Source organism: Pseudomonas oryzihabitans (genome assembly GCF_014522265.1).
GTDB lineage: Bacteria > Pseudomonadota > Gammaproteobacteria > Pseudomonadales > Pseudomonadaceae > Chryseomonas > Chryseomonas aestiva.
In genome coordinates, this window is sequence record NZ_CP017024.1 from 3,511,776 (window position 1) to 3,536,191 (window position 24,416).

The window sequence follows — 24,416 nt, forward strand, 5'->3', positions numbered from 1 at the left end:
GGAAGCAGTCGATGAAACGTGTTCTGGGTTTGACGACGCTGGGTCTGGCCGTGGCCACCGCCAGTGGTTGCAGCTGGGTGTGGGGCGAGCATGGCTATTTCCGCGATCGCGGCAATGACTACCTCGAATCCCGCGAGACCGGCCCCATGCAGGTGCCGACGGATGTCCAGGCCAAGCCGATGGATCCGCTGTTGCCGATCCCGGCCAATGTGGCCGATACCCAGAATCGCTCCTATGGCTTCGAAGTGCCGAAACCCCAGGCGCTGGCCGTCCAGGGGGGTGGCAACGAGCAGTTCAGCGTGCAGCGCAGCGGCAATGCCCGCTGGCTGGCCGCCCAGAAGGTCCCGGCCAATGTCTGGCCGGTGGCTCGTCAGTACCTGACCGACAATGGCTTCCGCATTGCCGAAGAGCGCCCGCAGACCGGTGAGATCATCACCGCCTGGCAGGCGCCCACCGAGCTGTCGACGCCGCTGGCGCGCAGCCTGAGCACCAACGGCCGCCTGCAACCGGGCAACGAGCTGCGGACCCGCCTGCGCATCGAGCCGGGCGTACAGCCGGGCAGCAGCGAGATCTTCCTCCAGACCCAGACCCGCAGCCAGGGCAGCTCCAGCGAGCCGTCCTGGTCCAGCAGCCAGAACAGCTCCGCGCTCGATGACGCCCTGCTGAATCAGGTGCTGGCCGGCCTGGACCGCAGCGAGCAGGGCAGTGGCTCGGTCTCGCTGCTGGCCGCCGGTGGCTACGACACCCCGGAGCGCGTGACCTACGAGGTCGACGGCAGCGGCGTGCCCATGCTGGTGCTGGAAAGCGATCTGAATCGCGCCTGGTCCAGCGTGGGTCGCGCCATCGAAGGCGCCGACATCCGCGTCGACGACATGGATCGCAGCCTGGGCGTCTACTACGTGAACATCGCCGAAGGCGCGCAGAAGCCTGAAGAACGCAAGCCGGGCTTCTTCGGCCGCTTGTTCGGCAAGGGCGAGACCAAGGAAGAGGAAGACGCCCGCGCCCGGCGCTTCCAGGTGCGCCTCACCTCGGTGGGCAACACCGTCCAGGTTACCCTGGACAAGACCATCAACACCGCAGCACCCCAGGACATCGCCGAAGGCGTGCTGAAAAAGCTTCAGACGAGCATGCAATATGCGCTTCGCAATCCTGGGCAGCGGCAGTCGGGGCAACTCGACCCTGGTGCACAGCCATAACAGCTATGTGCTGATCGACTGCGGCTTCTCCCTGCGGGAAGCCGAACGTCGCCTGGCCCGGCTGGGTGTGGTACCTGCCCAGCTGGACGCCGTCCTGGTCACCCACGAACACTCCGATCACGTGCAGGGCGTCGAGCTGCTGGCGCGCAAGCACGGGGTGCCGGTCTATTACAGTGCCGGTACCGGGCGTGGCCTGCGCAAGCCGGTGGCGGCCCAGGGGCTGCTGGTGGACGGCGAACGGCTGGTACTGGATGCGCTGGAAGTGACGGTGGTGCAGGTGTCCCATGACGCCCTGGAGCCGACCCAGTTCGTCTTCGACGACGGCCGCAAGCGCCTGGGCGTGCTCACCGATCTCGGCGAGGCGACCCCAGGGGTGCTGGCGCATTACCGCGGCCTGGATGCCCTGGTGATCGAAGCCAACCACGACAGCAACATGCTCGCCGCGGGACCCTATCCCTATCACCTCAAGGCACGGGTCGGCGGGGTGCGCGGGCATCTCAACAACCGGCAATCGGCTGACCTGGTGATGGAGCTGGCCTGTCCGCGCCTGCAGCATCTGGTGCTCGCCCACCTGAGCGAGAAGAACAACAACCCCTGGCTTGCCCGCGCCTGCTTCACCAACGCGCTGGGCTGCGACGCGGACTGGCTGCAGATCGCCGATCAGCAGCAGGGTCTGGACTGGCAGGCCATCGCCTGAGGCGCTGACCCGGTTTTTCTTTGGCGGCCGGGTGCTGCTGCACGGCCAAAAGATCCACGATCCTATGTAAACTGCGCTTCCCGGCTGTACTCGTTCCGAACCGGTCGTCTCACCTGCGTTCGTCCACAGCCTGCAAGCCATTCGAACCGGAGTCCAAGATGGAAAAACGCGCAGAACTCTACCGTGGCAAGGCCAAGTCGGTATTCACTACCGACGATCCCGATCGCCTGGTCCTGTTGTTCCGCAACGACACCTCTGCCTTCGATGGCGAGCGCATCGAGCAACTCGAGCGCAAGGGCATGGTGAACAACAAGTTCAATGCCTTCGTCATGCAGAAGCTCGAAGCCGCCGGCATCCCCACCCAGTTCGAGCAACTGCTGGGCGACAACGAATGCCTGGTCAAGAAGCTGGAGATGATTCCGGTGGAGTGCGTGGTGCGCAACTTCGCCGCCGGCAGCCTGGTGCGCCGTCTGGGCGTGGAAGAGGGCCTGGAGCTGACGCCGCCGACCTTCGAACTCTTCCTGAAGAACGATGCGCTGCACGATCCGATGGTCAACGAAAGCCACGTCCAGGCCTTTGGCTGGGCGACCCTCGACCAGCTGGCCGAGATGAAGGCGCTGACCTTCCGCATCAACGACATCCTCAAGCAGCTGTTCGACGACGCCGGCCTGCTGCTGGTGGACTTCAAGCTGGAATTCGGCCTGTTCCATGGCAAGGTCGTGCTGGGCGACGAATTCAGCCCGGACGGCAGCCGCCTGTGGGACAAGGAAACCCGCAAGAAGATGGACAAGGATCGCTTCCGCCAGGGTCTGGGTGGGGTGATCGAGGCCTACGAGGAGGTCGCCCAGCGCCTGGGCGTCCCACTCTAAACGCAAGCCGCTGATACCAGAGCTTTTTTTGCAATTGCTTGTTCGCTTTTGCCCGCATCGCTGGTATCATGCGCCGCGTTGGAGAGATGCCGGAGTGGTCGAACGGGACGGATTCGAAATCCGTTGAGTCAGCAATGGCTCCTAGGGTTCAAATCCCTATCTCTCCGCCAATTACGAAAAACCCGAGTGTGCCAGGCACCTCGGGGTTTTTTTATTGGCCGGATTTCGGCTCTGGATCGGAAGTTTGTCCCGGTCTGATGCGGATTATTTACGAAGTGGGACCGCCGGCATCTGGTATCGACGCTGGACGAAGCTGCGGCTGGTTCGGCAGCCAACGCACCGCTGTCCATGGTCGCTGCATGCCGTCGGGCGGTAGTGATCGGCGTCTGGGAATGGCTGGACGCTTCGGGCAAATGGAGCGATGCTGGAAATGTACGCCACAGAGCGTGCGATCTCCGATGGCCGAGCAGCAGGCGGCAGCCGTTGGACGATGGCTTCGGCGCATAACAATAAGAGGAGTCGAGCGATGTTCTACAAGGTCAGCGTGTACTCACGGCCTGAAGATCGTGGGCTGCTGGTGTGGCGGTGGAAGAAGCAGTTTCTCGGTGAGTGGGTGGAGTCGCGGCAGGAATTCGAGGATTGCGACCACTGCGTTCATCACGCCTTGCAGGATGCCAAGGGGCAGAGCGTTCACCTCGAAACCGATCGCTGCACCCTCTATCGTTACCGCTTCGAAAGCATGCTGCACCAATATGGCAGCTGCTATTGCCTGAGCGGCGGACGCTCGTCCGAAGCCGTTCTGGACCTCATCGCCCAGATCGAGGAGCGCCACAACGTGATCGTGCTGCGCAATGGCCAGCCGTTCTTCCCCCACTATCGTGCGGATCTGCAGGCCGAAGGGACGCTGGCTCCCGAACTCTGGCAGGGTGTGGAATGGCGGGGACTGGAGGGGCGCTTCGAGTACGTACGCAATCGCCACTCGCCTTGGTCCAGGTAGCGCCTGGCGGTTACCGGCCGACCTAGAAGGGCAGCAACTCCTGACGCATGATGCTGATGTCGGCAGGCGCCTGGACGCCTATCTGCACGCGGTCGCCCTGCACCTTGAGGATGCGGATGTTGATGCCGCCATTGAACAGCAGATCCAGCAGCTGTTCTTCATCAGCTCCCGGCTTGAGGGATAGATTGATGATTTCGTCGGTGCGACGGGTCAAGACCAGATAAGACATGAGCATCCCTGCCATGATTTCAGGGCGCCGATGATAAACAGTTCCGCCCTTTGTGAGAATCAGTAGGCAGATTGTTGGTGCTGCTCCAGGGGCTTGGCGCAGGTCCTAGACCGCTATCGACGTCCCAGTTGCCAGCGGCGTCCAACGAATCCCAGACCTCCCGAGACCATCACCAGCAGGTTGATGGTGTTGGTCGCCCCACTGCCGTGATAGCCCGCGATGACGGCGATCAGGGTGGCCAGGGCCCAGACGGAGATGGCGGCGGCCACGGCGGCGGCCATTTCATTGAAATCGGATTTCCGCGCCGGTCTCGCATAGGGACGGATATCGCTTTCGTATTCTTCTGGCATGGGAGGCTCCGGCTGCTGTTCTTGTTGGAGAGTATCGCCATGGATCTTATCGACTGCTGATGAACAGTCTGGATGGGATCGATAGCGCGATCAGCTTTTTTTTCCGCTGAACGGACAAGAGGTATTGGCTGAAGCCCTGGGTGGTCGGCGGGCGCGGTAGGGGGCGCCTTCTGATCTCAGGCCGGATCGTTCGACGGCCGACAACTGTCGCGGCCAGGGTCGGTCGCCTTCGTATCCGACATGACCAGCCTGGAGACCATCACGAACGACGACGGGATCACCCTCACGATCTGCCAGGATCATCCGGGAAGGGACAGGCGACGACATGGCTGAGCTTACCCGCGAGAGTGACGAGCGGGAGCTACAGTGAGGGAAGACACCCCTCCTGACCTTCGATCTGGGGCGACCCGGCGGACAGATCCGCCGGGGTCCTGCACGCTCAGTTCAGCTGTCTGTCGCGCTCGAACAACGCCCAGCAGCGGTCGAAGTCGGCCTGCCAGTGTGGCAAGGCGGCCGGCAGGACCGCCTCGATCTTGCGGCAATCCAGGCAGGAATAGAGCGGTCGCGTGGCCGGCGTTGGGTAGTGTTCGGTTGTTGTCGGGTAGAGGCGGGCACGCAGCTCGCCGCGTTGCGCCAGGCGCTCGGCGATGGCGGCAGCGAAGCCGTACCAGGAGGTCTGGCCGGCATTGGTCAGGTGATAGAGGCCGCCGACATCGCCCTGCTCCAGCAGGCGTTCGACCAGCTGGCGCGTGGTGGTGGCGATGGTGGGTGCCCAGGTGGGGGCGCCGAGCTGATCCTCGACTACATGGAGTTCGTCGCGCTCGGCCAGCAGCTGGCGCATGGTATTGAAGAAGCACTGGCCGTCATGGGAGTAGACCCAGGAGGTGCGCAGCACCAGTGCGCGACCTCCAGCTGCCAGCACCGCCTCTTCACCCGCCAGCTTGGAGCGACCATAGACGCTCAGGGGCGCCGGGTTGCAGGTCTCGGTATAGGGGTGGCGACGGCTGCCGTCGAAGACGTAATCGGACGAGTAGTGCACGAAGGGAATATCCCGTTCGCGTGCCAGCTCGGCCAGGATCTGCGGCGCGCGGGCGTTGATGGCCTCGGCGCGCTCGCTGTCCTCTTCAGCCTGATCCACGGCGGTATAGGCGGCGGCGTTGAGGATGAGGTCGGGTTCCAGGCGGTCGAAAGCTGCCCGCAGTCGTCCGGTCTGGGCGAGGTCCAGATCCGCTTGACCGAGCACGGTCAATTGATGGGTGCTACCGAACTCGCGCTGCAAGGCGCGCGAAACCTGGCCGGAGCGGCCAGTGATCACAATATTCATGAAACCATGCCTGAACGCCTTCCGCTGAAGGCGTAATCCAAAGTAGTCGATTGCTGAAAAGCCGCGGGCTTTTCCTGCACGAACCGAAACCTGCCGCGCGAGGCGACAAATCGAGGTTTCTGGTCACCTTTACGAAGAAAGGTGGCAGCCGCTGGCTATGGCGGAGTGAGCATCGACGGATTGGATAGGGCGGTCATGATAGGACTCGGGCAAAGTGGTATACGCGGCTAGGACTGCCGTCTGTCGGCGGAGTTCAGCGCGTCTTGGAAGACCAGGGCAGCAGCTTGCCAAGCTGGAGCCCTGACGTCGAGGCAGTCAGCAGGGCGGTATGGAGAACCTGTTCAAGTTCGCGGACGTTTCCTGGCCAGGGATAGGCGAGTAGCGCCGTTTCGTCCTCGGTGGTCAGCTCAGGCGCCCTGCGATCGAGGCGGTCGGCATGCTGCTGGATGAAATGCCGGGCCAGGGGTAGCAGGTCGGCCGGGCGCTCGCGCAGCGGCGGCACCGGCACCAGACCTGGCGCGAGGAGCGCCCAGAGACGCGCAGAGAAATTGCCAGCCCCGACCGCCTGTGCCAGGTCCACGCTGGAACCGGCAATCAGGCGGACATCCACGGGCGTGCGTACGCTACTGCCCAGACGCAGGATGCTGCCATCCAGTAGTACGGCCAGCAGCTCTTCCTGCAATTCGCCAGGCAGGTCGGCGATCTCGTCGAGATAGAGGCTGCCTCCATGGGCGGTACCGAACCAGCCCACGCGGCTGCCAGAGGTGCCGGCATAGGCTCGGGGAACATAGCCGAACAGTTCGGCAGCCCCATGGCGACGACTGAGCGAGGCGCAATTCAGGCTGCTGAACAGCCCGGTCCTGCCGCTGCGCTCGTGTAGCCGACGTGCCAGCAGCTCACGACCGGTTCCCCATTCGCCCACCAGCACTACGGGATGGGGTTGCGGCGCCCGCTCATCTAGGTGTTCGAGCAGCTCTCGGGAGCGCGGATCGGCGAAGGCCAGTGCCTTGGCGCGGATGGTCAGGGCGCTTTGCTGATCTGCAGGAACGATAAGAAGGTCGGGTGAGAGCGTGGGCATGGCGAAGTCATAGGCAGTCAAAGCACGATCCTATCCTCTGACCCGTTATGCCAAAAAATAAGCTTTCGCTATGCATCTAGAGTTTTTGGTTATTTTAAGTCGATTGATTTGGTTGTCGGCGGTAAGCCGAGGAATCAGGGCGTTGGTCCGAGGGTCTGCCAAAAGACTGGGCACAGCTGCCACTATCGCCGGCATGAAGCGGCCGGAACGTCTCGGTCGCCCTGAAGAAGAGGAATCGAATTCAAATGCCTTCCCTGCGTGCGCCTTGTCCCGCTGGCGTCTGCACCTGCGAGCGTGAAGCCGTGCTGGCGGATCCCGCCGCTGATGCGCGGGCGCTCCTGCTCAATCGCAAGGAAGAGCAGCGGCTGCTGGAGCGACTGGAAAACGTCGCCAGCGTTGCCGATCTGCAGCGGCTGCAGCAGCGCCTGCAGGAGCAGCTCGGCATCCGGCTGAACATCGAGCCGGGACCCGGAGAGGTGCGCAGCGCGCGTGGCATGCTCATTGAGCTGCAGTCACGACCGGGACTGTGTCGCAAGCTCCAGCAGTCGATACCGGCGGCCGTGCGCCGCGGCCTCAACCAGCGTCCGGAAGTGCTCTTCGCGCTGCTCAATGCCAACGACCTGCTGCGTGACGCCTGAACGCTTAGCGAGGTGCCTTGAAGCGGATCCAGGTGGGGGCATGGTCGCTGGTCTTTTCCAGGTCGCGTACCCAGCGATGCACCCCGGCTTCCTGCAAGGCGTCCTGCAGCGTCGGACTCAACAACAGATGGTCGATGCGCAGACCTGAATTGCGCTGCCAGCGTTGGCGGAAGTAGTCCCAGTAGGTGTAGATCGCCTCGTCCGGATGGCAGGCCCGCAGGGCATCCAACCATCCCTGACCCAGCAGGCGTTCGAAACAGGCACGACTCTCGGGTTGCAGCAGGGCGTCCTTGCGCCAGGACTTGGGATCGTAGATGTCCCTATCGGTCGGCACCACGTTGTAGTCACCCGCCAGCACTACGGGATGGCCACTTTCGCTCAGCCCCTGGGCATGCTGGATGAAGCGCTCGAACCAGGTCAGCTTGTAGTCGAATTTGGGACCCGGCCAGGGATTGCCGTTGGGTAGATAGAGGCTGGCCACCACCACGCCTTTCACCGCCGCCTCCAGGTAGCGGCGTTGCGGGTCGTCGGCCATTCCCGGCAGGCCCCGGCGAATCTCCAGTGGCTGGTCGTCGCGCGCCAGGATGGCGACCCCATTCCAGGAAGGCTGACCATCCCACAGCGCACCATACCCCGCAGCTTCCAGTTCCGCCCGCGGAAAGTCGACACACTTCGCCTTCAGTTCCTGCAGGCAGACGATGTCGGGCTGCTCCCGCTCCAGCCATTGCAGGAGGACGGGCAGCCGGGCACGAATGCCGTTGACGTTATAGGTCGCAAGGGTAAGGGAGGTCATGGAGTGCTCCGGAAGAGGTTATAGCCATGACTCGGGCAAGAGATGAGCAGTTCCTCAGTAATGATTATGTGATCTGTTTCACGTTAATTTGCGACTTACTTTTTTTGGCACCTTCGGGAACTTTTGGGCGGTTGTCTGATAGATGGAGAAATGAATTTGACGGCGGACTGGAGTTGAAGCGCTGACAACTCTAGGTGAAAGGATTCATCTGTCGGCGGCGATGAGCGGTTATTTGAAAAAATCATTAAGAATCAATTGTTTGTATTTGTTATTGATGATGTCTAAATAGTGGCCATAATCATTGGCTATGAAGTTGGCATGTGGCTTGTATAGGTCAGGGTGCCTGGAGGCAACGTCGCGTCAGGCATGACTGCGCGACTCTTCTCTCACTTCATATCGGCCAGTGTTCAGGGAGCGCGCTGTCGATTTAGCGCAGTTGGTGATGATGAATCCATCCTTCCTGAAGTTTTCCCTCAGGGCCGCCCAGATGCTGCCCTTCGTTGCCGCCCTGACCCTGGCTACCGGTGCCAAGGCCGAGCAGGTCAATCTGGTCGGCCTCAATCTGTCCGGGGCCGGGTTCGCGGGCCAGGTACTGCCGGGCGTCAATGGCACCCACTACATCTTTCCCGTCGAGGCCTACTTCAAGCAGTGGAGTGGCAAGGGCATCAAGCTGATCCGCTTCCCGATCATCTGGGAGCGCCTGCAGCCGGTGCTGGGCGGTCCGCTGGACCCGACCTATGCGGCGCTGGTGGACCAGACCTTCGCCAATGCGCAGAAGTACGGCATGCGCATCATCCTCGACCTGCACAACTACACCTTCTATCGCGGGTCGGTGATCGGCAGCGCGGCGGTGCCCTATGACCGCTACCAGGAGATCATGACCCGGATCGCGCAGCGCTGGAGCAGTCAGCCGTCGCTGTACGCCTACGACATCATGAACGAGCCCCACGACTCCATGGCCCAATGGCCGATCGCCGCCCAGTACGGCATCAACGGGGTTCGCGCGGTGGACAAGACCAAGCCCATCATGATCGAGGGCAATGGCTGGTCGGAGGCAACCCGTTGGCCGCTGTGGAACGACTCCCTGCTGGCGCTCAAGGATCCGTCCGATAACCTGATCTTCCAGGCGCATTCCTATTTCGACGAGAGCGCCGGCGGCAACTACACCGGCATCGATGTCGGCAAGCTGAGCCAGGACTACGGTGTGGAGCGTGTGCGCCCCTTCGTCGAGTGGCTGAAGAAGAACAGGAAGAAGGGCATGATCGGCGAATTCGGCGTGCCGGATAACGATCCCCGCTGGTTGCCGCTGATGGACCGGATGCTGGCCTATCTCAAACAGAACTGCATTCCTTCGACCTACTGGGCGGCGGGTCCGGGCTGGGGCAACTACTTCCTGTCGGTGGAGCCCGTCAACGGTGCCGACCGACCGCAGTGGCCGACCCTGAAGAAATACATCGATGACAGCAGCTGCACCGCCATCGGCCCGCTTGCCAGTGGCACCGGCAGTACGCCGGCCAGTGGCTCCGGAGCCACGGGCGGCTCCAGCGGCTCCACGGGCAGCAGCGGTGGCTCCAGCAGCGGCAGCGGCGGTTCGAGCAGCGGTAGCAGCACGGGCACCGGTACCCCTGTGGGCACCGGCAATACTGGCGCCTCGACCACGACCGGGGTGACCACTTCGATCAACGATTTCACCAACGAAGACTGGCTGCATGGCGTCTATCGCAAGTCGGCCGGCTTCTCCATTCCGGCGTCGGCCGCCAACGTGGGCGCCTTCAAGGTGGGCGCACAGCTCACGCCAGCCGATGGCAAGAGCTACAAGGTGACCTATGCCCAGGTCGTCGGCAGCAACATGAGCGTCTTCATCGAGAGCCCGCAGCTCGACGGCAATGCCTATGGCTATCCCAAGACCCTGAAGACTGGCACCACCACCTCCGGCACGCCGGCGACGGTGCCCGGGACCACGACGGGCAGTACGGGCAGCTCCAGCTCGGGCAGCAACTCCAGCAATAACTCCGGCAGCGCGACGCCGGCCGCGACGGCGCCGGTGGTCGAGGTGAAGCCTGCCACCGGAACCGGCAGCTCGGGATCCACGGGCTCTACCACGCCGGCAGCCGGTTCCGCGGCCGCGCCGACGGGATCGAGCGGTACGCCTGCCAACAGCGCCAAGCTCAATCTGCTGGGGCTGAACTTCTCGGGTGCCGCCTTTGCGCCTCAGACGCTGCCCGGGGTCCTCAACGTCAACTACATCATGCCGGGCGAGGCCAACTTTCAGCAGTGGAGCGCCAAGGGCGTGCGGCTGATCCGCTTTCCGGTGATCTGGGAACGTCTGCAGACACGTTTCTTCGGGAGCCTGGAAGGGGCGTACACCCAGCAGGTCACCCAGGTACTGGAGCTGGCCAAGAAGTACAACATGAAGGTGATCCTGGCGCTGGATAACGGCGGGCGCTACAAGGGCACCCTGATCGGCACCGGTACCGTCACCAACTTCAACTACTGGGATCTGATGTACCGTCTGGCCTACCAGTGGGGCAACCATGCCGCGCTCTATGGCTATGACATCATGGGCAAGCCCAATGGCGCCGACAGCAGCTGGCCGGTGACGGCGCAGTCCGGCATCGACGGGGTGCGCACCATGGACCGCACCCACCCGGTGATCGTCCAGGGCAATGCCTGGGGTAGCGCGGCCAACTGGCCGAGCGCGAGCAATGCCTTGCTCAATCTGAAGGATCCGGCCAACAACATCATCTACGCAGCCAACGTCTACCTCGATGAGGATGGCCGTGGCAGCTACGCCGCGCAAAACATGAACAACTTCGATCCGCAGGTAGGGGTCAATCGCGTCAAGCCCTTCGTCGAATGGCTCAAGCGCAACGGCAAGCGAGGCATGATCGCCGAGTTCGGCGTACCGGCTGGCGACAGCCGCTGGCTGACCGCCACCGACAATCTGCTGGCCTATCTGCAGCAGAACTGCATGCCGCTGACCTACTGGGCGGCGGGTCCGGGTTGGGGAGCTGCCCCGCTGGCGGTGGAGCCGGTCAATGGCGTGGAGCGGCCGCAGTGGCCGACCCTGAAGAAGTATGTCGATGCCAGCAACGCCTGCACGGCGGTAGGCCCGCGCTAGCTTTTCGCTGAGCCTGTCCTGAAGGCGACGAACCTCTCGAGGTTCGTTGCCTTTTTTCTTGACCGATCGGTAAGGAAAAACGCGCCTTTCACGCAGCACGGAAGTGCATCAACGATACGAAACGGCTCTGTGGCGCTAGTTTAGCGACGACGAACGGCTCTAGCTCGATTTGTCAGGGCACGGTTAGAGTCCGATTGACACCCCAAGCACAAGGAGTAGGTGCCATGACGCAAACCACCCAGCAGCGGCTGCAGACGCTCGAAGAGCAGATTCGCAGTCATCGACAGGATCTCGCCCGGAGCCGGCAGAGCTTTCAGGAGCAATTCGTCATCTACACCCGTGAGTTTGCCCGGCTGAGCGTGCTCGAAGCCCAGCTCGAGCTGGTACGCCGGAATACCAAGGCACCGAACTGAAGTCGGCCAGGCCTCAATCGTCCCGCGTCAAGACTTCCAGCAATTCGATTTCAAAAGTCAGGCTGGAGTGCGGCTTGATCAGCGCACCGACCTGACGTTCGCCATAGGCGAGCGCCGCTGGTACCTCCAGGCGCCGCTTGCCGCCCACCCGCATGCCCATCAACCCCTGGTCCCAGCCCTTGATCACTCGGCCGGTGCCGATCACGCACTGGAAGGGCCGGCCCTTGGCGCGGGATGAATCGAACAGGGTGCCGTCGTCCAGCCAGCCCTCGTAGTGGGTGGTGATCAGGGCGCCCTTGACCACCGCCTTGCCGTCACCCACTACCAGATCCTCGATCCGCAACTCGTCACTCATGGCTGTGCTCCCGGCAAAAGCCGGATTCTAGCCTGAGCGCGATCCTGTGGCGGGCTCACTCCGGCACGTCGCCGAACAGGCCCGCCTGGTAGTCGCGGATCGCCTGGCGGATCTCCTCGGCGCTGTTCATGACGAAGGGGCCGTGGGCGACGATGGGTTCGGCAAAGGGCACCGCATGCCCATAGAGCAGTACCGCGCCGTCGCGACTGGCGACTTCGAGGTGGTCGCCGTCATCGGCGAATTCGAACAGCTGCCAGGGGGCTTCGTCATGACCAGCGATCTGCAGGGTGCCGCGGACGCCGTAGCAGAACACCATGGCACCCGCGGGAGCGGGCAGGGTGGCGCGGCCGCCGGGGGCGATCTCGACGGTCATCAGGGTGATGGGCGTCGGCGTCTGCACGGCGCCCTGGACACCCTGGTGAGTGCCGGAGGTGAGTCGGATACGCACCCGGCCTTCATCCTCTTCGATCAGCGGCATGGCCTCGGCAGTGACGCCCTGGTAGGCCGGAGGCGTGAACTTCAGACGGGCGGGCAGATTGACCCACAGCTGCAGGATCTCCAGGTCACCGCCATCGCGCTTGAAGGCGGCGGGAGAGAGTTCGGCATGCACCAGCCCGCTGCCCGCGGTCATCCACTGGATGCCCCCGGCTTCGATGACGTTTTCGTGGCCGCCGCTGTCGCGGTGGGCCAGCGCACCGGCGAGGATGAAGGTCACCGTCTCGAAGCCGCGATGGGGATGAGGACCAAAGGGCAGGCCGGCATTGTGCGGCGGATAGACCTGGGGACCGTGGTGGTTGAGGAACAGGAAGGGATCCAGATGCGGCAGGCCGGGGCCCGGCAGCGGGCGGCGGGTCTGGAGGTCACCGATGTCGTCACGCCGGGCGGGATGGCGGTGCAGCAGGGTACGGGCGGTCATGCGGGGCCTCGCGGGGCAAAACCCCAGTGTAAGGGGCACCTCGGCAGGCGGGTACCCCAGGCGTGAAGAGCGCCCTTCAGATGGAGAAGCGCACCTCGCGTTCCGGCCGGACCGCGAGCGGGCGACGGTGATTGACCACCAGTTCGCCGATGCGGATCAGGTGGGCGCGGGTGACGTTGCGACTCAGCCCCAGCAGGCGCGCGGTGTGGACCTGGTTGCGATGGCAGAAGCGATAGGCCGCGCGTACCAGGGCCTCTTCGACGCGCTCGTGCAGGGCCTCCGGTTGCTCTTCGAACAACTGGGCGAATGCCTCGGCCAGCAGGCTGTCCACTGGCGCCGTGTCGACCGGACGTGGCGCTGGCGGAACGAGGCTGGGCCGCTGGACGAAGGTCAGGTCGCTGGCTTCCAGCTGGCCCTGGGGCTTGAGCAGCAGGGCGTGCTGCAGGGTGTTTTCCAGTTCGCGGATATTGCCCGGCCAGGGGTGTTCCAGCAGGCGTCGCTCCGCCGCCGGTGTCAGGGCGACCGGCGCCTGGGCATAGGCGTGAAGGAAGTGCCGGGCCAGCGGCAGGATATCGCCCTGGCGCTGGCGCAGCGGCAACAGCGGCAGGCTGACCACATTGAGGCGGTACCAGAGGTCTTCGCGAAAGGAGCCTTCGGCCACCGCCCGCTCCAGCGGGACGTTGGTGGCGGCGACGATCCTTACGTTCAGCGGCAGGCTGCGGCGAGAGCCGAGCCGCACCACCTCGCGCTCCTGCAGGACGCGCAGCAGCTTGACCTGCACCGACAGCGGCAGGTCGCCGATCTCGTCGAGAAACAGGGTGCCGCCGTTGGCCTCCTCGAACCAGCCGGCGCGCGCGGTGAGGGCGCCGGTGAAGGCGCCTTTCTCATGGCCGAACAACTCAGCCTCGACCAGGCTCTCGGCAAAGGCGCCGCAATTGACGGCGACGAAGGGGCCGGCATGGCGGTGGCTCAGCGCATGGATATGCCGGGCGATCAGTTCCTTGCCGGTACCGGTCTCGCCGATCACCAGCACACTGGCGTCGCTCGGGGCGATCTTTTCCAGGTGGGCGAGCAGGTCGCGCGATTTGGGATCGGCGAACACCTGGGCGGTCGCGCGGTAGCGGGGCACCTCGGGCGTGCGCGTCAGGGTCAGCAGGGTCATCGCGGATTCCTCAGGAGTAGAAGCTGGGGGTGGGAAGGGTGTCGTTGAGGGCCCACTCGCCCAGCTCGTGCAACTTGTAGTCGACCGGATCGTGCAGGGTCTGGGTGCGCAGGTTGCGCCAGTAGCGATCCAGGCGCAGCGCACCGGCGGTGGCCCGGGCGCCGCCGACCTCGAACAGGCGGCTGGCGAGATCGAGGCCGTGCCGGCTGGCGGCGACCTTGGCCGTGGCGATGGCGACGGCCAGTTCGCCGCGTGCCGCTGGGGTGAGGGCCGTACCCTGTTGCCACGCCTGGGCGAAGGCGCCGTTGGCGCGCTCCACCAGCAGCCGACTGCTCTCCAGGGCGACCCAGAACTCGCCGTAGTGGCGTAGGATGTAGGGGTCTTCGCTGGCGCTGGCGGCCGTTGACTTGAACCAGGGGCGCGCCTGGGTGGTGGTGTAGCGGCGCGCCTCGGCGAAGGCGCCTTCGGCCAGGCCGAGAAAGATGTTGGCGAAGATCAGCTGGGCCAGCAGCGGCCGCAGGCAGGCGAAAGGCGTGCTTAGCGGGCCGGGGTCGAGCAGCCATTCCTGCTGTTCGACGCGTACGCCGTCGAAGCGCGCGCTGCCGCTGTCGGTCTGGCGCTGGCCGTTGTTGTCCCAGTCGTCGAACAACTGGATGCCGGCGCGCCCGGTAGGCACCACGGCAATCAGCAGGCGTCCGCTGTCATCGTTCTCCAGCGCCGAGAGCAGCAACAGATCGGAGTCCAGGGCACCGCTGCAAAAGCTCTTCTGGCCATCCACCTGCCAGGCATCGCCGTGGCGGCGGGCGAGGGTACGGCGATCCAGGGGGTTGAGCGCGTTCCCCCAGAACAGGGCATCGCGCGCGGTGCTCTCCAGCCAGGGTCGCCATTGCGCAGGCTGGCCGAACAGCTGGGTGGTGGCGAGCAACAGATGATGGAAGCCGAAGACGTGGGCCAGGGAGCTGTCGACCCGGGCCAGCCGCCGCACTGCCTCCAGCGTCTGGTCCCAGGTGGCGCCGAGGCCGCCCAGTTCCGGGGGAATGCTCAGGGCCAGGAGACCGCTCTGGCGCAGGGCGTCACGCTCGGTCTTGGGCGTTCCGCCCTGACGATCGCGTTCGGCCGAGGTGGCGGCGAAGCGTTCCAGCAGGGGCGTGAGGGGATCCAGCAGGGCATCGGACATGAGGGACTCGTGCGGTGGAGGGGGTCGCAGGTGTTAGAACGTAATGCGAGCCAAACCCTTAGTTGAAATATTTTTTTGTTATTAGTTAATGGCGTGGCGCCACCCATCTTGCATTCCGACCGCCTGGTCATCTTTTTTTGCTATCTCATTTAAGCCCTGACTGTTGGCTGCCGACACTGAATTAACTCAATCTCCCGACCAGGGGCGTGTCATGTTCAACAAAGGATTAAAACAAGAACTGCAGCGTCTCCGCGAGCAGGTGGATTCCTTCAAGCGACTGAAGGCCGAGCTCGACGTCGAGATGATTGGCCTGGAGCTGGACGGCCAGGGCCGCGTGACCGCGGTGAACGCCAATTTCGAACAGGAAATGGGCCTGCGCGCCGCGGATTTGCTGGGTCGTCCGCTCCTGGATCTGGTGCCGGCGCATGTCAGAAACCAGGAGTACAACCGTCGCCTGCAGCAGTGCCTGAGCCGCGGCGAGCCCTATAGCGGGGCGCTGCATCTCCTGCGTGGCGATGGCCGGGAAGCCTGGCTGAGAGGCATCCTGCACCCGTTCCACGACAGCCAGGGCCAGGTGACGCGCTTCCGACTGTTCTGCAACAACCTGACGAGAACCATCGAGACCTCGCGCGAGCACGAAAGCCTGCTCAAGGCGCTGCGCCGTTCCACGGCGGTCATTGAATTCAACCTCGACGGCGAGGTGCTCGACGCCAACGACAGATTCCTGCAGGCCATGGGCTATTCCCTGGCGCAGATCAAGGGCAAGCACCACCGGCTGTTCTGCGAGCCGGCCGAGGCCAACTCCGAGGCCTATCAGCAATTCTGGGCGCGCCTGCGTCGCGGCGAATTCGTCGTGGATCGCTTCAAGCGCCTGGATGCCCATGGCCGCGATGTCTGGCTGGAAGCCTCCTACAACCCGGTGATCGACGCCCATGATCGCCTGTACAAGGTGGTCAAGTTCGCCACCGTGATCACCGATCAGGTCCAGCAGGAACAGGCGGTGTCCGAGGCCGCCAGCGTAGCCTTCGAGACCTCCCGGCATACCGACGACACCGCCCGCAAGGGTGCGGCGGTGGCGCAGCAGACGGTGGAGGTGATGCGCGCCCTGGCCACCCAGATGCAGGAGGCGGTGAAGGGCATCGAGGCGCTGGACAACCAGTCCCAGGTGATCGGCACCATCATCAAGACCATCAGCGGCATCGCCGAACAGACCAACCTGCTGGCGCTCAATGCCGCCATCGAGGCGGCTCGGGCCGGCGAGCAGGGCCGCGGCTTCGCCGTGGTGGCCGACGAGGTCAGGCAACTGGCCTCGCGCACCAGCAAGGCGACCGAGGAGATCGTCGGGGTGGTGCAGCAGAACCAGCAACTGGCCGGCGAAGCCGTGACGGTGATCGAGAACGGCCGGCGTCAGGCCGAGCAGGGCCTGGAGCTGGCGGGGCAGGCCGGGCAGGTGATCGTGGAGATCCAGGATGGCGCCCAGCGGGTGGTCGGCGCCGTGGGGCGCTTCGCCCGCCAGCTGTCGAACTGATCCCGCACGCTGAATGCACAACGGCAACCCCAGGGTTGCCGTTGTGCATTCAGGCGGTCAGCCCTGCTTGCTGCCGCCACCGATCTGCCAGACGAAGGGCGGTTCGCTGCCGTCGATCTCCCGGGTGCCGACGATGCGTTCCTTGTAGATCAGCGGATTGTGCGAGGCCGCGGTGCGGGCATTGCGCCAGTGGCGATCCAGGCCCTTGCGGCTGCTAGTGGCCGACGCGCCCAAGGCATTGAAGAGGTCACTGGTGGCCCGCAGCACCAGCTCGGCGACCGCCGATTGCGCCTGGGCCGATTCCAGTTCCGCCGCCACGTTGGCGGCGTGCCCGGCGGCGGCATCCCCGGCATAGCGGGCCTCGAAAGCGACCTGGGCCGCGGCGGCGGCTGCCAGGGTCGCGGCTTCGGCGGCATAGACGAAGGCCGAGGCCCTGCCCACCACCTGCTGCACCTGGGGATCGGCACTGGCCGCACTGGCGTTGCCATGGCTGTAGACCCGGGTGCGCCTCCGTACTTCGGCAGCGAATTCGCGCACGGCCGCCTGGCCGCTGCCGGTGATCACGGCCAGTAGCACCAGCTGGTAGAAGGCGGTCTGGTATTTGAAGCGGGTGGCGAAGTCGATGACATTTTCCGGCGCCACGCGCACGTTTTCGAACACCGAGGTGCCACTGGCGGTGGTGCGCTGGCCGAAGCCGTCCCAGTCGTCGGACTGGCGCACGCCGGGCTGGTCGGTGCGGATGGCGGCGATGACGTCGCCGCCGGTGTCGTCGCGCTGGGCGTAGACGTCGATCCAGTCGGCAAACAGGCTGCCGGTGCTGTAGTACTTGGTGCCGTTGAGACGCCACTCACCGTCCTGCTGGCTGACCCGGGTGATGACCTCGCCTAGCTTGACGGTACCGATCTCGGTCCAGGCGTTGCCCACCAGGTCACCGGCGACGAAGCGCTCGAACCAGACCTGTTGGGAAGCGCTGGCATGGGCGTTGAGGCGATCCTCGACAAAGGCGAAGTGGCCGCGCAGCGCCTGGGGCAGATTGCTGTCGGCGGCTGCCAGTTCGATCAGCAGCCGTACCAGTTGCGGCAGGCTGGCACCGCTGCCGCCGAACTCCACGGGCACCCGCACGGCGCCGAAGCCGGCGTCCTTGAGCCAGGCGACGGGCGCATAGGGCAGGGTGCGCTGGCGTTCGCGTTCCAGGGCGCCTTCGGCGATCCGGGCAAAAAGCGGCCGAAAGCGCGCGGCCAGCTGTTCGTAGTCGGGGCTGGGCGCAGGGGTGGGCGGCAGGTGGCGAGCGCGCAGGTTCATGGAGATCCTCAGCGTTTGGAAGGTCGACGCCAGAGGCTTTGCAAGAGCGTTGCCAGGACCTGAAAGGCCGCTTTTTCGGGGTTTGCCGGGCATGGACTGCCTGGCCGGCAGCAGGAGTGCCTGGCCGCTGTTGCCCGGGCGACAGCGAGTCGGCCACGCTAGACTGGCGTTTTGTCTGGAGTCCCCATGGACCTCTTGTTTCTCGGCACCTCGGCCGGGGTGCCGACCCGGCGGCGCAACGTCTCGGCCCTTGCCCTGATCGAGGACCAGGGCAAGGGCTGGTTTCTCGTCGATTGCGGCGAGGCCACCCAGCACCAGCTGCTGCGCACCCCGCTGTCGGCGGCGGATCTGCGCGCCATCTGCATCACCCATGTCCACGGCGACCACTGCTATGGTTTGCCAGGGCTGCTGGCCAGTGCCGCCATGACCGGACGCCGCCAGCCACTGCTGCTGATCGCACCCCAGGCGGTCCATGACTGGCTCGCCGCCACCCGGATGCTGACCGCGCTGCACCTGCCTTTCGAGCTGCGCTTCCATGCCTTGGAGGGTTTTACCGGCGTTGCCGTGGGCGCCTGGGATATCGACGCCTTCGCGCTCTCCCACCGGGTGCCCAGCCATGCCTTTCGCTTCCGCGAGACCCGTCGGCCGCAGCGCCTCGATCCTGCGGCCCTGGCGGCGGCCCAGGTGCCGCGGGGGCCGCTGTGGGGCGGCTGCATGGCGGCGAGGACGTGCTGCACGAAGGCCGCCTGCTGCGCAGCGCCGACTTCCTGCAGGCGGCCCATGGCGAGCGGCGGTTGGTGGTGGCGGGAGACAACGACGATCCCGCCTTGCTGACGGAGGCCTGCCGGGGCGCTCAGCTGCTGGTCCATGAAGCCACCTACGCCCAGGCGCAGATCGACAAGACCGGGCAGAGCTGGGGCCACAGCAGCGCGGCCGGCGTCGCTCGTTTCGCCGAGGCGCAGGCGCTGCCGGCGCTGTTGCTCACCCATTTCAGTCCGCGCTATCAGGCCGAGGCGGGGCGTTCGCCGTGCATCGACGAGCTGCGCCGGGAGGCCGCGGCCTGCTATGGCGGCCACCTGCAGCTGGCCGAGGATTTCGCGCGCTTTCGCCTGGATCGTCAGGGCCGGCTGAAAGCCCTGGACCAGAGCGGCGGGGCAGGGGATGGCGACCCGCAGCAGGAAAGAGGCTGAAACGCTTCGGTCTTGTCTGACCTGTTCTCCTTGGGCATAGTGCGAACGTTTATCATTTCAGGATCCTTTCGATCCCTCGCACCTCGTCCCTAGGAGAAGCAAATGGCGGTGTCTTTCAACAAGGTCTCGACGCTGGGCGCCATGGCGCTACTGTCCCTGGCAGTGGCAGCCTGTTCCAGCCGCCCGGAGGCACCGATGCCACCGCCGCCCGCGCCGGCGCCTGTCGCCGCGCAGCCCGCCGCGCCTCAGGCGCCGGCCGAACTCAAGCGCATCGAGCTGGGCTACGGCGTCTACGAGCTGGCCTACAGCCCGGCCAAGCAGTCGGTCTATGCGGCGACTGCCCAGTTGACCAAGGGCGTCACCGGCGGGGTGATCTACCAGCTGGATCCGGCCACCCTGGCCATCACTGGCCAGATCCACACCGACCTGAAGAACTTCGCCCTGACCACCGATGCCAGCGGCGAGACGCTATTCGTCACCAACTCCCTGGACGGCGGCCTCAGCCGCATCGACCTGCGTACCGGCAAGGTGGAGAAACGGCTGAAATTCAACGAGATGGGTCGTGACGGCCATCCGGTCAATCCGCGCCAGGTCATCCTGCATGACGGCCTGCTGTATGTCGGCGGTGTCGGCGATCCGGGGGTGATCTGGGTGGTGGACGCCAAGACGCTGACCCTCAAGGCGCGCATTCCCAATGCCGGCAAGTGGGTGACCGGCCTGCTGTATTCCGAGGACACCGGGCGCCTCTATGCGGCCAACGGCAGTGGGGAAGTGCTGGTGATCAATCCGCGCACCCGCAAGATCGAACACCGCTGGACCCCGGGTGACGGTGGCAAGTACCTGCTGCTGAACCTGGCCGAGGATCGCGCGAACCACCAGCTGTTCGTCACCGACAATTCCGAGGCCAAGACCGTGCTGGTCTTCGATATCCGCAGCGGCAAGGTAATCAAGCGCCTGCCGGTGGGTGACGCCCTGGCCATCAAGCTCAATACCAAACGCAATGAGCTGTACATCACCCAGCGCGAGACCGGTCGGCTGCTGATCCTCGACGCCACCACCTACGCCGAGAAAAAGGCCTACGACCTCAAGCCCAATCCCAACAGCCTGCTGGTCAGCCCGGATGGCCAGACGCTGTATGCGACGGTGAAGACGCCCTTCGACAAGGAATACATGAACACCGCACCGGAAAGCGTGGTGCGCATCGACCTCTCCGCGGTGAAGTAAACCACGCCGCCCTGGCTGCTGCAGCGTCCTGCTGCGGTGGCCCCGGGCTTCCCAAGCCCGCCGGCTTGCTCTTGAATGCGTGGGTACCACCACCCAGGAGCCGCCACCTTGTCCGCGACCGATCTCAGCCTGCTTCCGCTGCTGGAAGCCTCTTATCGTCACTGGCTCGGCCAGCCGCTGCCGCGTCCTGCGGGATTACTTGCGGCCGACGTTCCTGCCTGGCTGCATGAGCGGGCACCCTATGCCCTGCTGGCGCACGGTACCGAAGCCGATCCGCTGTTCTGCTATGCCAACCGGCAGGCCTTAAGCTGCTTCGGCTATCCCCGCGCCGAATTCATCGGCATGCCCTCCAGGTTCAGCGCCTCACCCAAGGACCGGGACGAGCGCCAGCGCCTGATGGAAGCGGTGGGGCGCCAGGGTTATGCCTGTGGCTATGAGGGCTGGCGGGTCGATCGAGACGGTGAGGCCTTCCAGATCCATGCCGGCGTGGTGTGGAATCTGCTTGATGTCGACGGACAGCGATTGGGGCAGGCGGCGTTGTTCTGGCCGGACCCGCAGCGGATTGGGCAACTGGAGTGAGGCAAAGATCGTTGGGCTCGGCTGCGCTCGGAAGATCGGCGAATTCGGGGACAAGGCTGCGCCGTTGTCCACCCTACGCCTAGTCTGACGTCGTAGGGTGGAAAACCGCGCAGCGTTTTCCACGCGAGGGTAATGCCAGGCTATCCCGACTCATCCCGGTCGGATGCTTCACTTGTCCTCGACGATCAGCACCACCAGATCCTTGGGCCCGTGGGCGCCATAGGCCAGTACCTGCTCGATGTCGGCGGTCTTGGACGGCCCGGAGATCAGCAGGGCATTGGTCGGCATGCCGTCCTGCCAGCGGTGCTGTTGCTGCAACTCGTAGAAGTTGTCCACCACGGTGCTGGCCCTGAGCAGGGCGATATGCAGCGGGGGCACCAGGCTCATCAGGCGCGGTTCCTGACGATCCGGCCAGAGCACCAGGCTGCCAGTGGAGGCCAGGGCGCCAAGGGTGCCGGTGAGGCTGGCCGGGGTGTCGTTGAACAGTTCGGCCTTCCACTCTTCCACGGGGCGATCGTAGGCCTTCCAGCGCGGTGAGCCGTCGCCCTGCCAGCGCTCCACCAGGCGCGCACCGTGGGGCGTGCCGGGAGCGATCAATAGCTGATCCAGACCCCGTTCGGCGAGGACGCGCTCGACCAGCGCCGGCCAGTCCGCCGCGGTGGTCAGGTGGGTTTCGGTATGCACCGTCTCCATCAGGGTGCGCAGGCGGGCGACGCGCTCCGCAGGTGGATAGCGCCAGGGTTCGGTCACCAGGGCTTCATCGAAGGTGTCCGCCAGCGGCTGAGTGCCCTGCAGACTGCCGCGCAGCTTGGCGAGGATGTTGTCGCGGGCGCTCATGGGCGTTTCTCCAGGTGGTCGCGGGCCAGTTCGTGCAGCGAGCGCGATGCCGGCCTGGGCGCGCTGTGGTGCTCCGTCCAGGGGCCGAGCTGGCCGGGGGCGAAGCGGCCGAAGCGGGTGGCCAGGTAGCTGAAGCCGCGATAGAGCAGCGGCGAGGTGTAGAGATTCTGCCAGGCATGCCAGGTCCAGCGCTCCCGGGCGGAGAACTTGCTGCCCTGGCCGCGCAGCAGGTGCGGCTCGGCATTGGGCGCCTTGACGTTCTCTTCGCGCAGGCGCCGCAAGAGCGCCGGAATCGGGATCTTGACCGGGCAGACTTCACCACAGGCGCCACACAGCGAGGAGGCGCTGGGGTGGTCGGGCGCCTGCTCCAGGCCGACCAGGTGGGGGGTGATGATGGCGCCGATGGGGCCGGGATAGACCTCACCATAGGCATGGCCGCCGATGCGGGTATAGACCGGGCAGTGATTCATGCAGGCGCCGCAGCGGATGCAGTTGAGGGTCTGGCGCAATTCGCTGTCGGCGAAGGCCTGGCTGCGGCCGTTGTCCAGCAGCACCAGGTGCACCTCGCGCGGTCCGTCCAGCTCCTCGGCCTTGCGCGGCCCGGAGATCATGTTGACGTAGGTGGTGATCGGCTGGCCCAGGGCCGAACGGGTCAGCAGCGATAGCAGCGGTACCACGTCGCGCAGGTTCTCCACCACCTTTTCGATACCGGTCACGGCGATGTGCACCGGCGGTACCGTGGTGGACATCCGCCCGTTGCCCTCGTTTTCCACCAGCAGCAGGGTACCGGTCTCGGCCACGGCGAAGTTGACCCCGGAGATGCCGATGTCGGCCTCGAAGAATTTCTGCCGCAGCACCCGCCGACCGGTCTGGATGAGTTCGTCGACGTCGGTGGTGTAGGGCTCGGCGAGGTGCTCGTGGAAGAGGGTACCCACCTGCTGCCGGTTGAGGTGGATGGCCGGCATGATGATGTGCGAGGGCTTCTCGCCGGCGAGCTGGATGATGTACTCGCCCATGTCCGATTCCAGGCAGTCGATGCCCTGGGCGCCGAGCACGTGGTTCATGTCCATTTCTTCGCTGACCATGGACTTGCCCTTGATCAGCAGTTTGGCCGCATGGCGCTCGGCGATCTGCTGGACGATGGCGTTGGCCTCGGCCGTGGTCTCGGCCCAGTGCACCTGGACGCCATTGCGCTTGAGGTTGGCTTCCAGGCGCTCCAGCAGCTCCGGCAGCTTGGACAGCGCCCGGGCGCGGGTGCGATTGCCCAGTTCGCGCAGGCGCTCGCGCTCGTCGGCATCGCTCATGCTGGCCAGGCGCTTGGTCATCAGCGAATCCATGGCCGTGCGGAAGTTGCGTCTGAGCTGGTCGTCGCCCAGGGCCTGGCGGGCGCGCGTCTTGAAGGGGGGCGCCGCGCTGATGTCGGTGAGGGGGATCTTCAGCATCTCGTTCATACGGCACCTCCGATACGGCGCCAGAGAAAGCTCGCCAGGTGTTCGCCACGCAGGGCGGCGCGCTGTTTTTCCAGGGCGCCGTTGATGTTCATCAGGCAACCGCAGTCGGCGGTGAGCACCTGGGCCGCACCGCTGTCCTGCAGGGCACGGGTCTTGTCCGCCACCATGGCGCCGGAGATGTCCGGCATGCGTACCGAGAAGGTGCCGCCAAAACCGCAGCATTCGCTCTCGTGGTCATGGTCGACGCGCTCCACGGCCTGCAGCTGGCCGAGCAGGGCGCGGCCGTGCAGGTGGGTCTGCATCTCGCGGCGGGCGCTGCAGGAGGTGTGCAGCGCCACCTTGGTCGGGGCGCCGCGATCCTGGTAGTCGACCTGGCAGACGTGCAGCAGGAATTCCGCCAGTTCGTAGGTGCGCTCGGCCAGATCCCTTACCTGCCGCAGGGTGTCAGGCTCGTCGGCGAACAGCTCGGCGTAGTGATGGCGCAGCATCCCGGCGCAGGAGCCGGAGGGCACCACCACCGGCCAGGGCTCGGCGAACAGCGCCAGCTGGGTGCGGGCCACGGCACGGGCTTCCTCGGTGTAGCCCGAGGTGTAGGCGGGCTGACCACAGCAGCTCTGCGCCTGGGGGAAATGCACGCGGATGCCTTCGCGCTCCAGCAGGCGGATGCTGTCCATGCCGGCTTCGGGATAGAAGAGGTCCACCACGCAGGTGCCGAACAGATAGACCTGGGTCGGTTTCTGCGGCGGATAGGTCCGCGGCGGCGCCAGCGGTGGCGCGGTGCGGGTGGCGTTGGGGGCGGCGTTGTGGAAGAGGTCGTTCATTAGGCTACTCCGGGTTGGCCCGGTTAAAAGAGAGCCTTTTCATGATCTGCTGCGCGTCGGCCAAACCGCGTTGAAAAGGCCTTCGGAATGCTCATTTACCACTCGTAAACTCCGCTTCCTCAGGCCTTTTCGCCTTGTTTGTCTCTAGCTCGCGAGATCATGAAAAGGC

Annotated in this window: 22 protein-coding genes, 1 tRNA gene and 3 pseudogenes; 13 read left to right on the plus strand and 13 right to left on the minus strand. The window is 65.0% G+C overall.

All coding sequences use genetic code 11. From position 1 onward, the window contains the following. Nucleotides 1-11 precede the first annotated feature (11 nt). The 5 genes from bamC (at nt 12) to BGI51_RS16285 (ending at nt 3,759) form a co-directional block, all read left to right on the plus strand. Nucleotides 12-1,196, plus strand: coding sequence for an outer membrane protein assembly factor BamC (bamC, locus tag BGI51_RS16265; protein ID WP_187978989.1), 1,185 nt, complete (start codon nt 12-14; stop codon nt 1,194-1,196). Next, complete coding sequence (locus BGI51_RS16270; RefSeq protein WP_187978990.1) at nt 1,135-1,893, plus strand: MBL fold metallo-hydrolase; 759 nt, start codon at nt 1,135-1,137, stop codon at nt 1,891-1,893. Before bamC ends, BGI51_RS16270 begins: the two co-directional genes overlap by 62 nt. A gap of 158 nt (nt 1,894-2,051) precedes the next feature. Continuing rightward, nucleotides 2,052-2,762 (plus strand): phosphoribosylaminoimidazolesuccinocarboxamide synthase, encoded by a 711-nt coding sequence (gene purC / locus BGI51_RS16275; RefSeq protein ID WP_007162774.1) that lies wholly within the window; start codon nt 2,052-2,054, stop codon nt 2,760-2,762. Between the two features lie 80 nt (nt 2,763-2,842). Then, a tRNA-Ser gene (locus BGI51_RS16280) sits at nt 2,843-2,932 on the plus strand. Between the two features lie 356 nt (nt 2,933-3,288). Beyond that, the gene (locus BGI51_RS16285; protein ID WP_158896513.1) at nt 3,289-3,759 is read left to right on the plus strand and encodes a hypothetical protein; all 471 of its coding nucleotides are present in this window, start codon (nt 3,289-3,291) and stop codon (nt 3,757-3,759) included. A gap of 22 nt (nt 3,760-3,781) precedes the next feature. Here the strand turns inward: BGI51_RS16285 and BGI51_RS16290 are convergent, their stop codons facing one another. The 4 genes from BGI51_RS16290 to BGI51_RS16305 form a co-directional block, all read right to left on the minus strand. Continuing rightward, the gene (locus BGI51_RS16290; protein ID WP_187978991.1) at nt 3,782-3,988 is read right to left on the minus strand and encodes a carbon storage regulator; all 207 of its coding nucleotides are present in this window, start codon (nt 3,986-3,988) and stop codon (nt 3,782-3,784) included. Between the two features lie 113 nt (nt 3,989-4,101). After that, nucleotides 4,102-4,338, minus strand: coding sequence for a hypothetical protein (locus BGI51_RS16295; protein ID WP_187978992.1), 237 nt, complete (start codon nt 4,336-4,338; stop codon nt 4,102-4,104). 439 nt (nt 4,339-4,777) lie between these two features. After that, complete coding sequence (rfbD, locus tag BGI51_RS16300; RefSeq protein WP_273862924.1) at nt 4,778-5,713, minus strand: dTDP-4-dehydrorhamnose reductase; 936 nt, start codon at nt 5,711-5,713, stop codon at nt 4,778-4,780. Nucleotides 5,714-5,915: 202 nt separating this feature from the next. Continuing rightward, on the minus strand, nt 5,916-6,761 hold the full coding sequence (locus tag BGI51_RS16305) for a sigma-54-dependent transcriptional regulator (RefSeq protein WP_187978994.1): 846 nt from the start codon (nt 6,759-6,761) through the stop codon (nt 5,916-5,918). A gap of 224 nt (nt 6,762-6,985) precedes the next feature. Here BGI51_RS16305 and BGI51_RS16310 point away from each other — a divergent pair, with 224 nt between their 5' ends. Next, nucleotides 6,986-7,378, plus strand: a complete 393-nt coding sequence (locus tag BGI51_RS16310; RefSeq protein ID WP_187978995.1) for a hypothetical protein — start codon at nt 6,986-6,988, stop codon at nt 7,376-7,378. 4 nt (nt 7,379-7,382) lie between these two features. On the opposite strand, the gene xth is transcribed toward BGI51_RS16310, so the two are convergent. Next, on the minus strand, nt 7,383-8,171 hold the full coding sequence (gene xth / locus BGI51_RS16315) for an exodeoxyribonuclease III (protein WP_187978996.1): 789 nt from the start codon (nt 8,169-8,171) through the stop codon (nt 7,383-7,385). 442 nt (nt 8,172-8,613) lie between these two features. Between xth and BGI51_RS16320 the strand changes: the two genes are divergently transcribed. Then, nucleotides 8,614-11,292, plus strand: a complete 2,679-nt coding sequence (locus BGI51_RS16320) for a glycoside hydrolase family 5 protein (protein WP_187978997.1) — start codon at nt 8,614-8,616, stop codon at nt 11,290-11,292. Between the two features lie 224 nt (nt 11,293-11,516). Beyond that, nucleotides 11,517-11,705: a hypothetical protein gene (locus BGI51_RS16325; RefSeq protein ID WP_187978998.1), complete on the plus strand. Its 189-nt coding sequence runs from the start codon at nt 11,517-11,519 to the stop codon at nt 11,703-11,705. 13 nt (nt 11,706-11,718) lie between these two features. Here the strand turns inward: BGI51_RS16325 and BGI51_RS16330 are convergent, their stop codons facing one another. From BGI51_RS16330 to BGI51_RS16345, 4 genes are all read right to left on the minus strand, one after another. Further along, nucleotides 11,719-12,060, minus strand: coding sequence for an FKBP-type peptidyl-prolyl cis-trans isomerase (locus tag BGI51_RS16330; RefSeq protein WP_187978999.1), 342 nt, complete (start codon nt 12,058-12,060; stop codon nt 11,719-11,721). 55 nt (nt 12,061-12,115) lie between these two features. Next, nucleotides 12,116-12,976, minus strand: coding sequence for a pirin family protein (locus BGI51_RS16335; RefSeq protein ID WP_187979000.1), 861 nt, complete (start codon nt 12,974-12,976; stop codon nt 12,116-12,118). Between the two features lie 76 nt (nt 12,977-13,052). After that, the gene (locus BGI51_RS16340; protein WP_187979001.1) at nt 13,053-14,138 is read right to left on the minus strand and encodes a sigma-54 interaction domain-containing protein; all 1,086 of its coding nucleotides are present in this window, start codon (nt 14,136-14,138) and stop codon (nt 13,053-13,055) included. A 10-nt stretch (nt 14,139-14,148) separates the two neighbouring features. Next, complete coding sequence (locus BGI51_RS16345) at nt 14,149-15,315, minus strand: acyl-CoA dehydrogenase family protein (protein WP_187979002.1); 1,167 nt, start codon at nt 15,313-15,315, stop codon at nt 14,149-14,151. 301 nt (nt 15,316-15,616) lie between these two features. Between BGI51_RS16345 and BGI51_RS24095 the strand changes: the two are divergent. Together BGI51_RS24095 and BGI51_RS24100 are read left to right on the plus strand one after the other, a co-directional pair. Beyond that, nucleotides 15,617-16,303 (plus strand): annotated as a pseudogene (locus tag BGI51_RS24095) (PAS domain-containing protein); the annotation flags it as partial. 144 nt (nt 16,304-16,447) lie between these two features. After that, nucleotides 16,448-16,843, plus strand: a pseudogene (locus BGI51_RS24100) (methyl-accepting chemotaxis protein); the annotation flags it as partial. 57 nt (nt 16,844-16,900) lie between these two features. Here the strand turns inward: BGI51_RS24100 and BGI51_RS16355 are convergent. Continuing rightward, complete coding sequence (locus BGI51_RS16355) at nt 16,901-18,145, minus strand: acyl-CoA dehydrogenase family protein (protein ID WP_187979004.1); 1,245 nt, start codon at nt 18,143-18,145, stop codon at nt 16,901-16,903. A 186-nt stretch (nt 18,146-18,331) separates the two neighbouring features. Here BGI51_RS16355 and BGI51_RS16360 point away from each other — a divergent pair. The 3 genes and pseudogenes from BGI51_RS16360 to BGI51_RS16370 all read left to right on the plus strand — a co-directional run bounded on the left by BGI51_RS16360 (nt 18,332) and on the right by BGI51_RS16370 (nt 21,138). Beyond that, nucleotides 18,332-19,335: pseudogene (locus BGI51_RS16360) on the plus strand (ribonuclease Z). A gap of 102 nt (nt 19,336-19,437) precedes the next feature. Further along, a complete protein-coding gene (locus tag BGI51_RS16365; RefSeq protein ID WP_187979005.1) occupies nt 19,438-20,559 on the plus strand; it encodes a YncE family protein in 1,122 nt (373 codons plus the stop codon). Between the two features lie 108 nt (nt 20,560-20,667). Then, nucleotides 20,668-21,138 (plus strand): MEKHLA domain-containing protein, encoded by a 471-nt coding sequence (locus BGI51_RS16370; RefSeq protein WP_187979006.1) that lies wholly within the window; start codon nt 20,668-20,670, stop codon nt 21,136-21,138. Between the two features lie 168 nt (nt 21,139-21,306). On the opposite strand, the gene BGI51_RS16375 is transcribed toward BGI51_RS16370, so the two are convergent. From BGI51_RS16375 to BGI51_RS16385, 3 genes are read right to left on the minus strand one after another with little or no spacing between them, the layout of a single operon-like run. Next, on the minus strand, nt 21,307-21,975 hold the full coding sequence (locus tag BGI51_RS16375; protein ID WP_187979007.1) for a LutC/YkgG family protein: 669 nt from the start codon (nt 21,973-21,975) through the stop codon (nt 21,307-21,309). Next, complete coding sequence (locus tag BGI51_RS16380; protein ID WP_187979008.1) at nt 21,972-23,426, minus strand: LutB/LldF family L-lactate oxidation iron-sulfur protein; 1,455 nt, start codon at nt 23,424-23,426, stop codon at nt 21,972-21,974. Before BGI51_RS16380 ends, BGI51_RS16375 begins: the two co-directional genes overlap by 4 nt. After that, entirely contained in the window at nt 23,423-24,247 is an 825-nt protein-coding gene (locus BGI51_RS16385) for a (Fe-S)-binding protein (RefSeq protein ID WP_187979009.1), read from the minus strand. Before BGI51_RS16385 ends, BGI51_RS16380 begins: the two co-directional genes overlap by 4 nt. Nucleotides 24,248-24,416 lie beyond the last annotated feature (169 nt).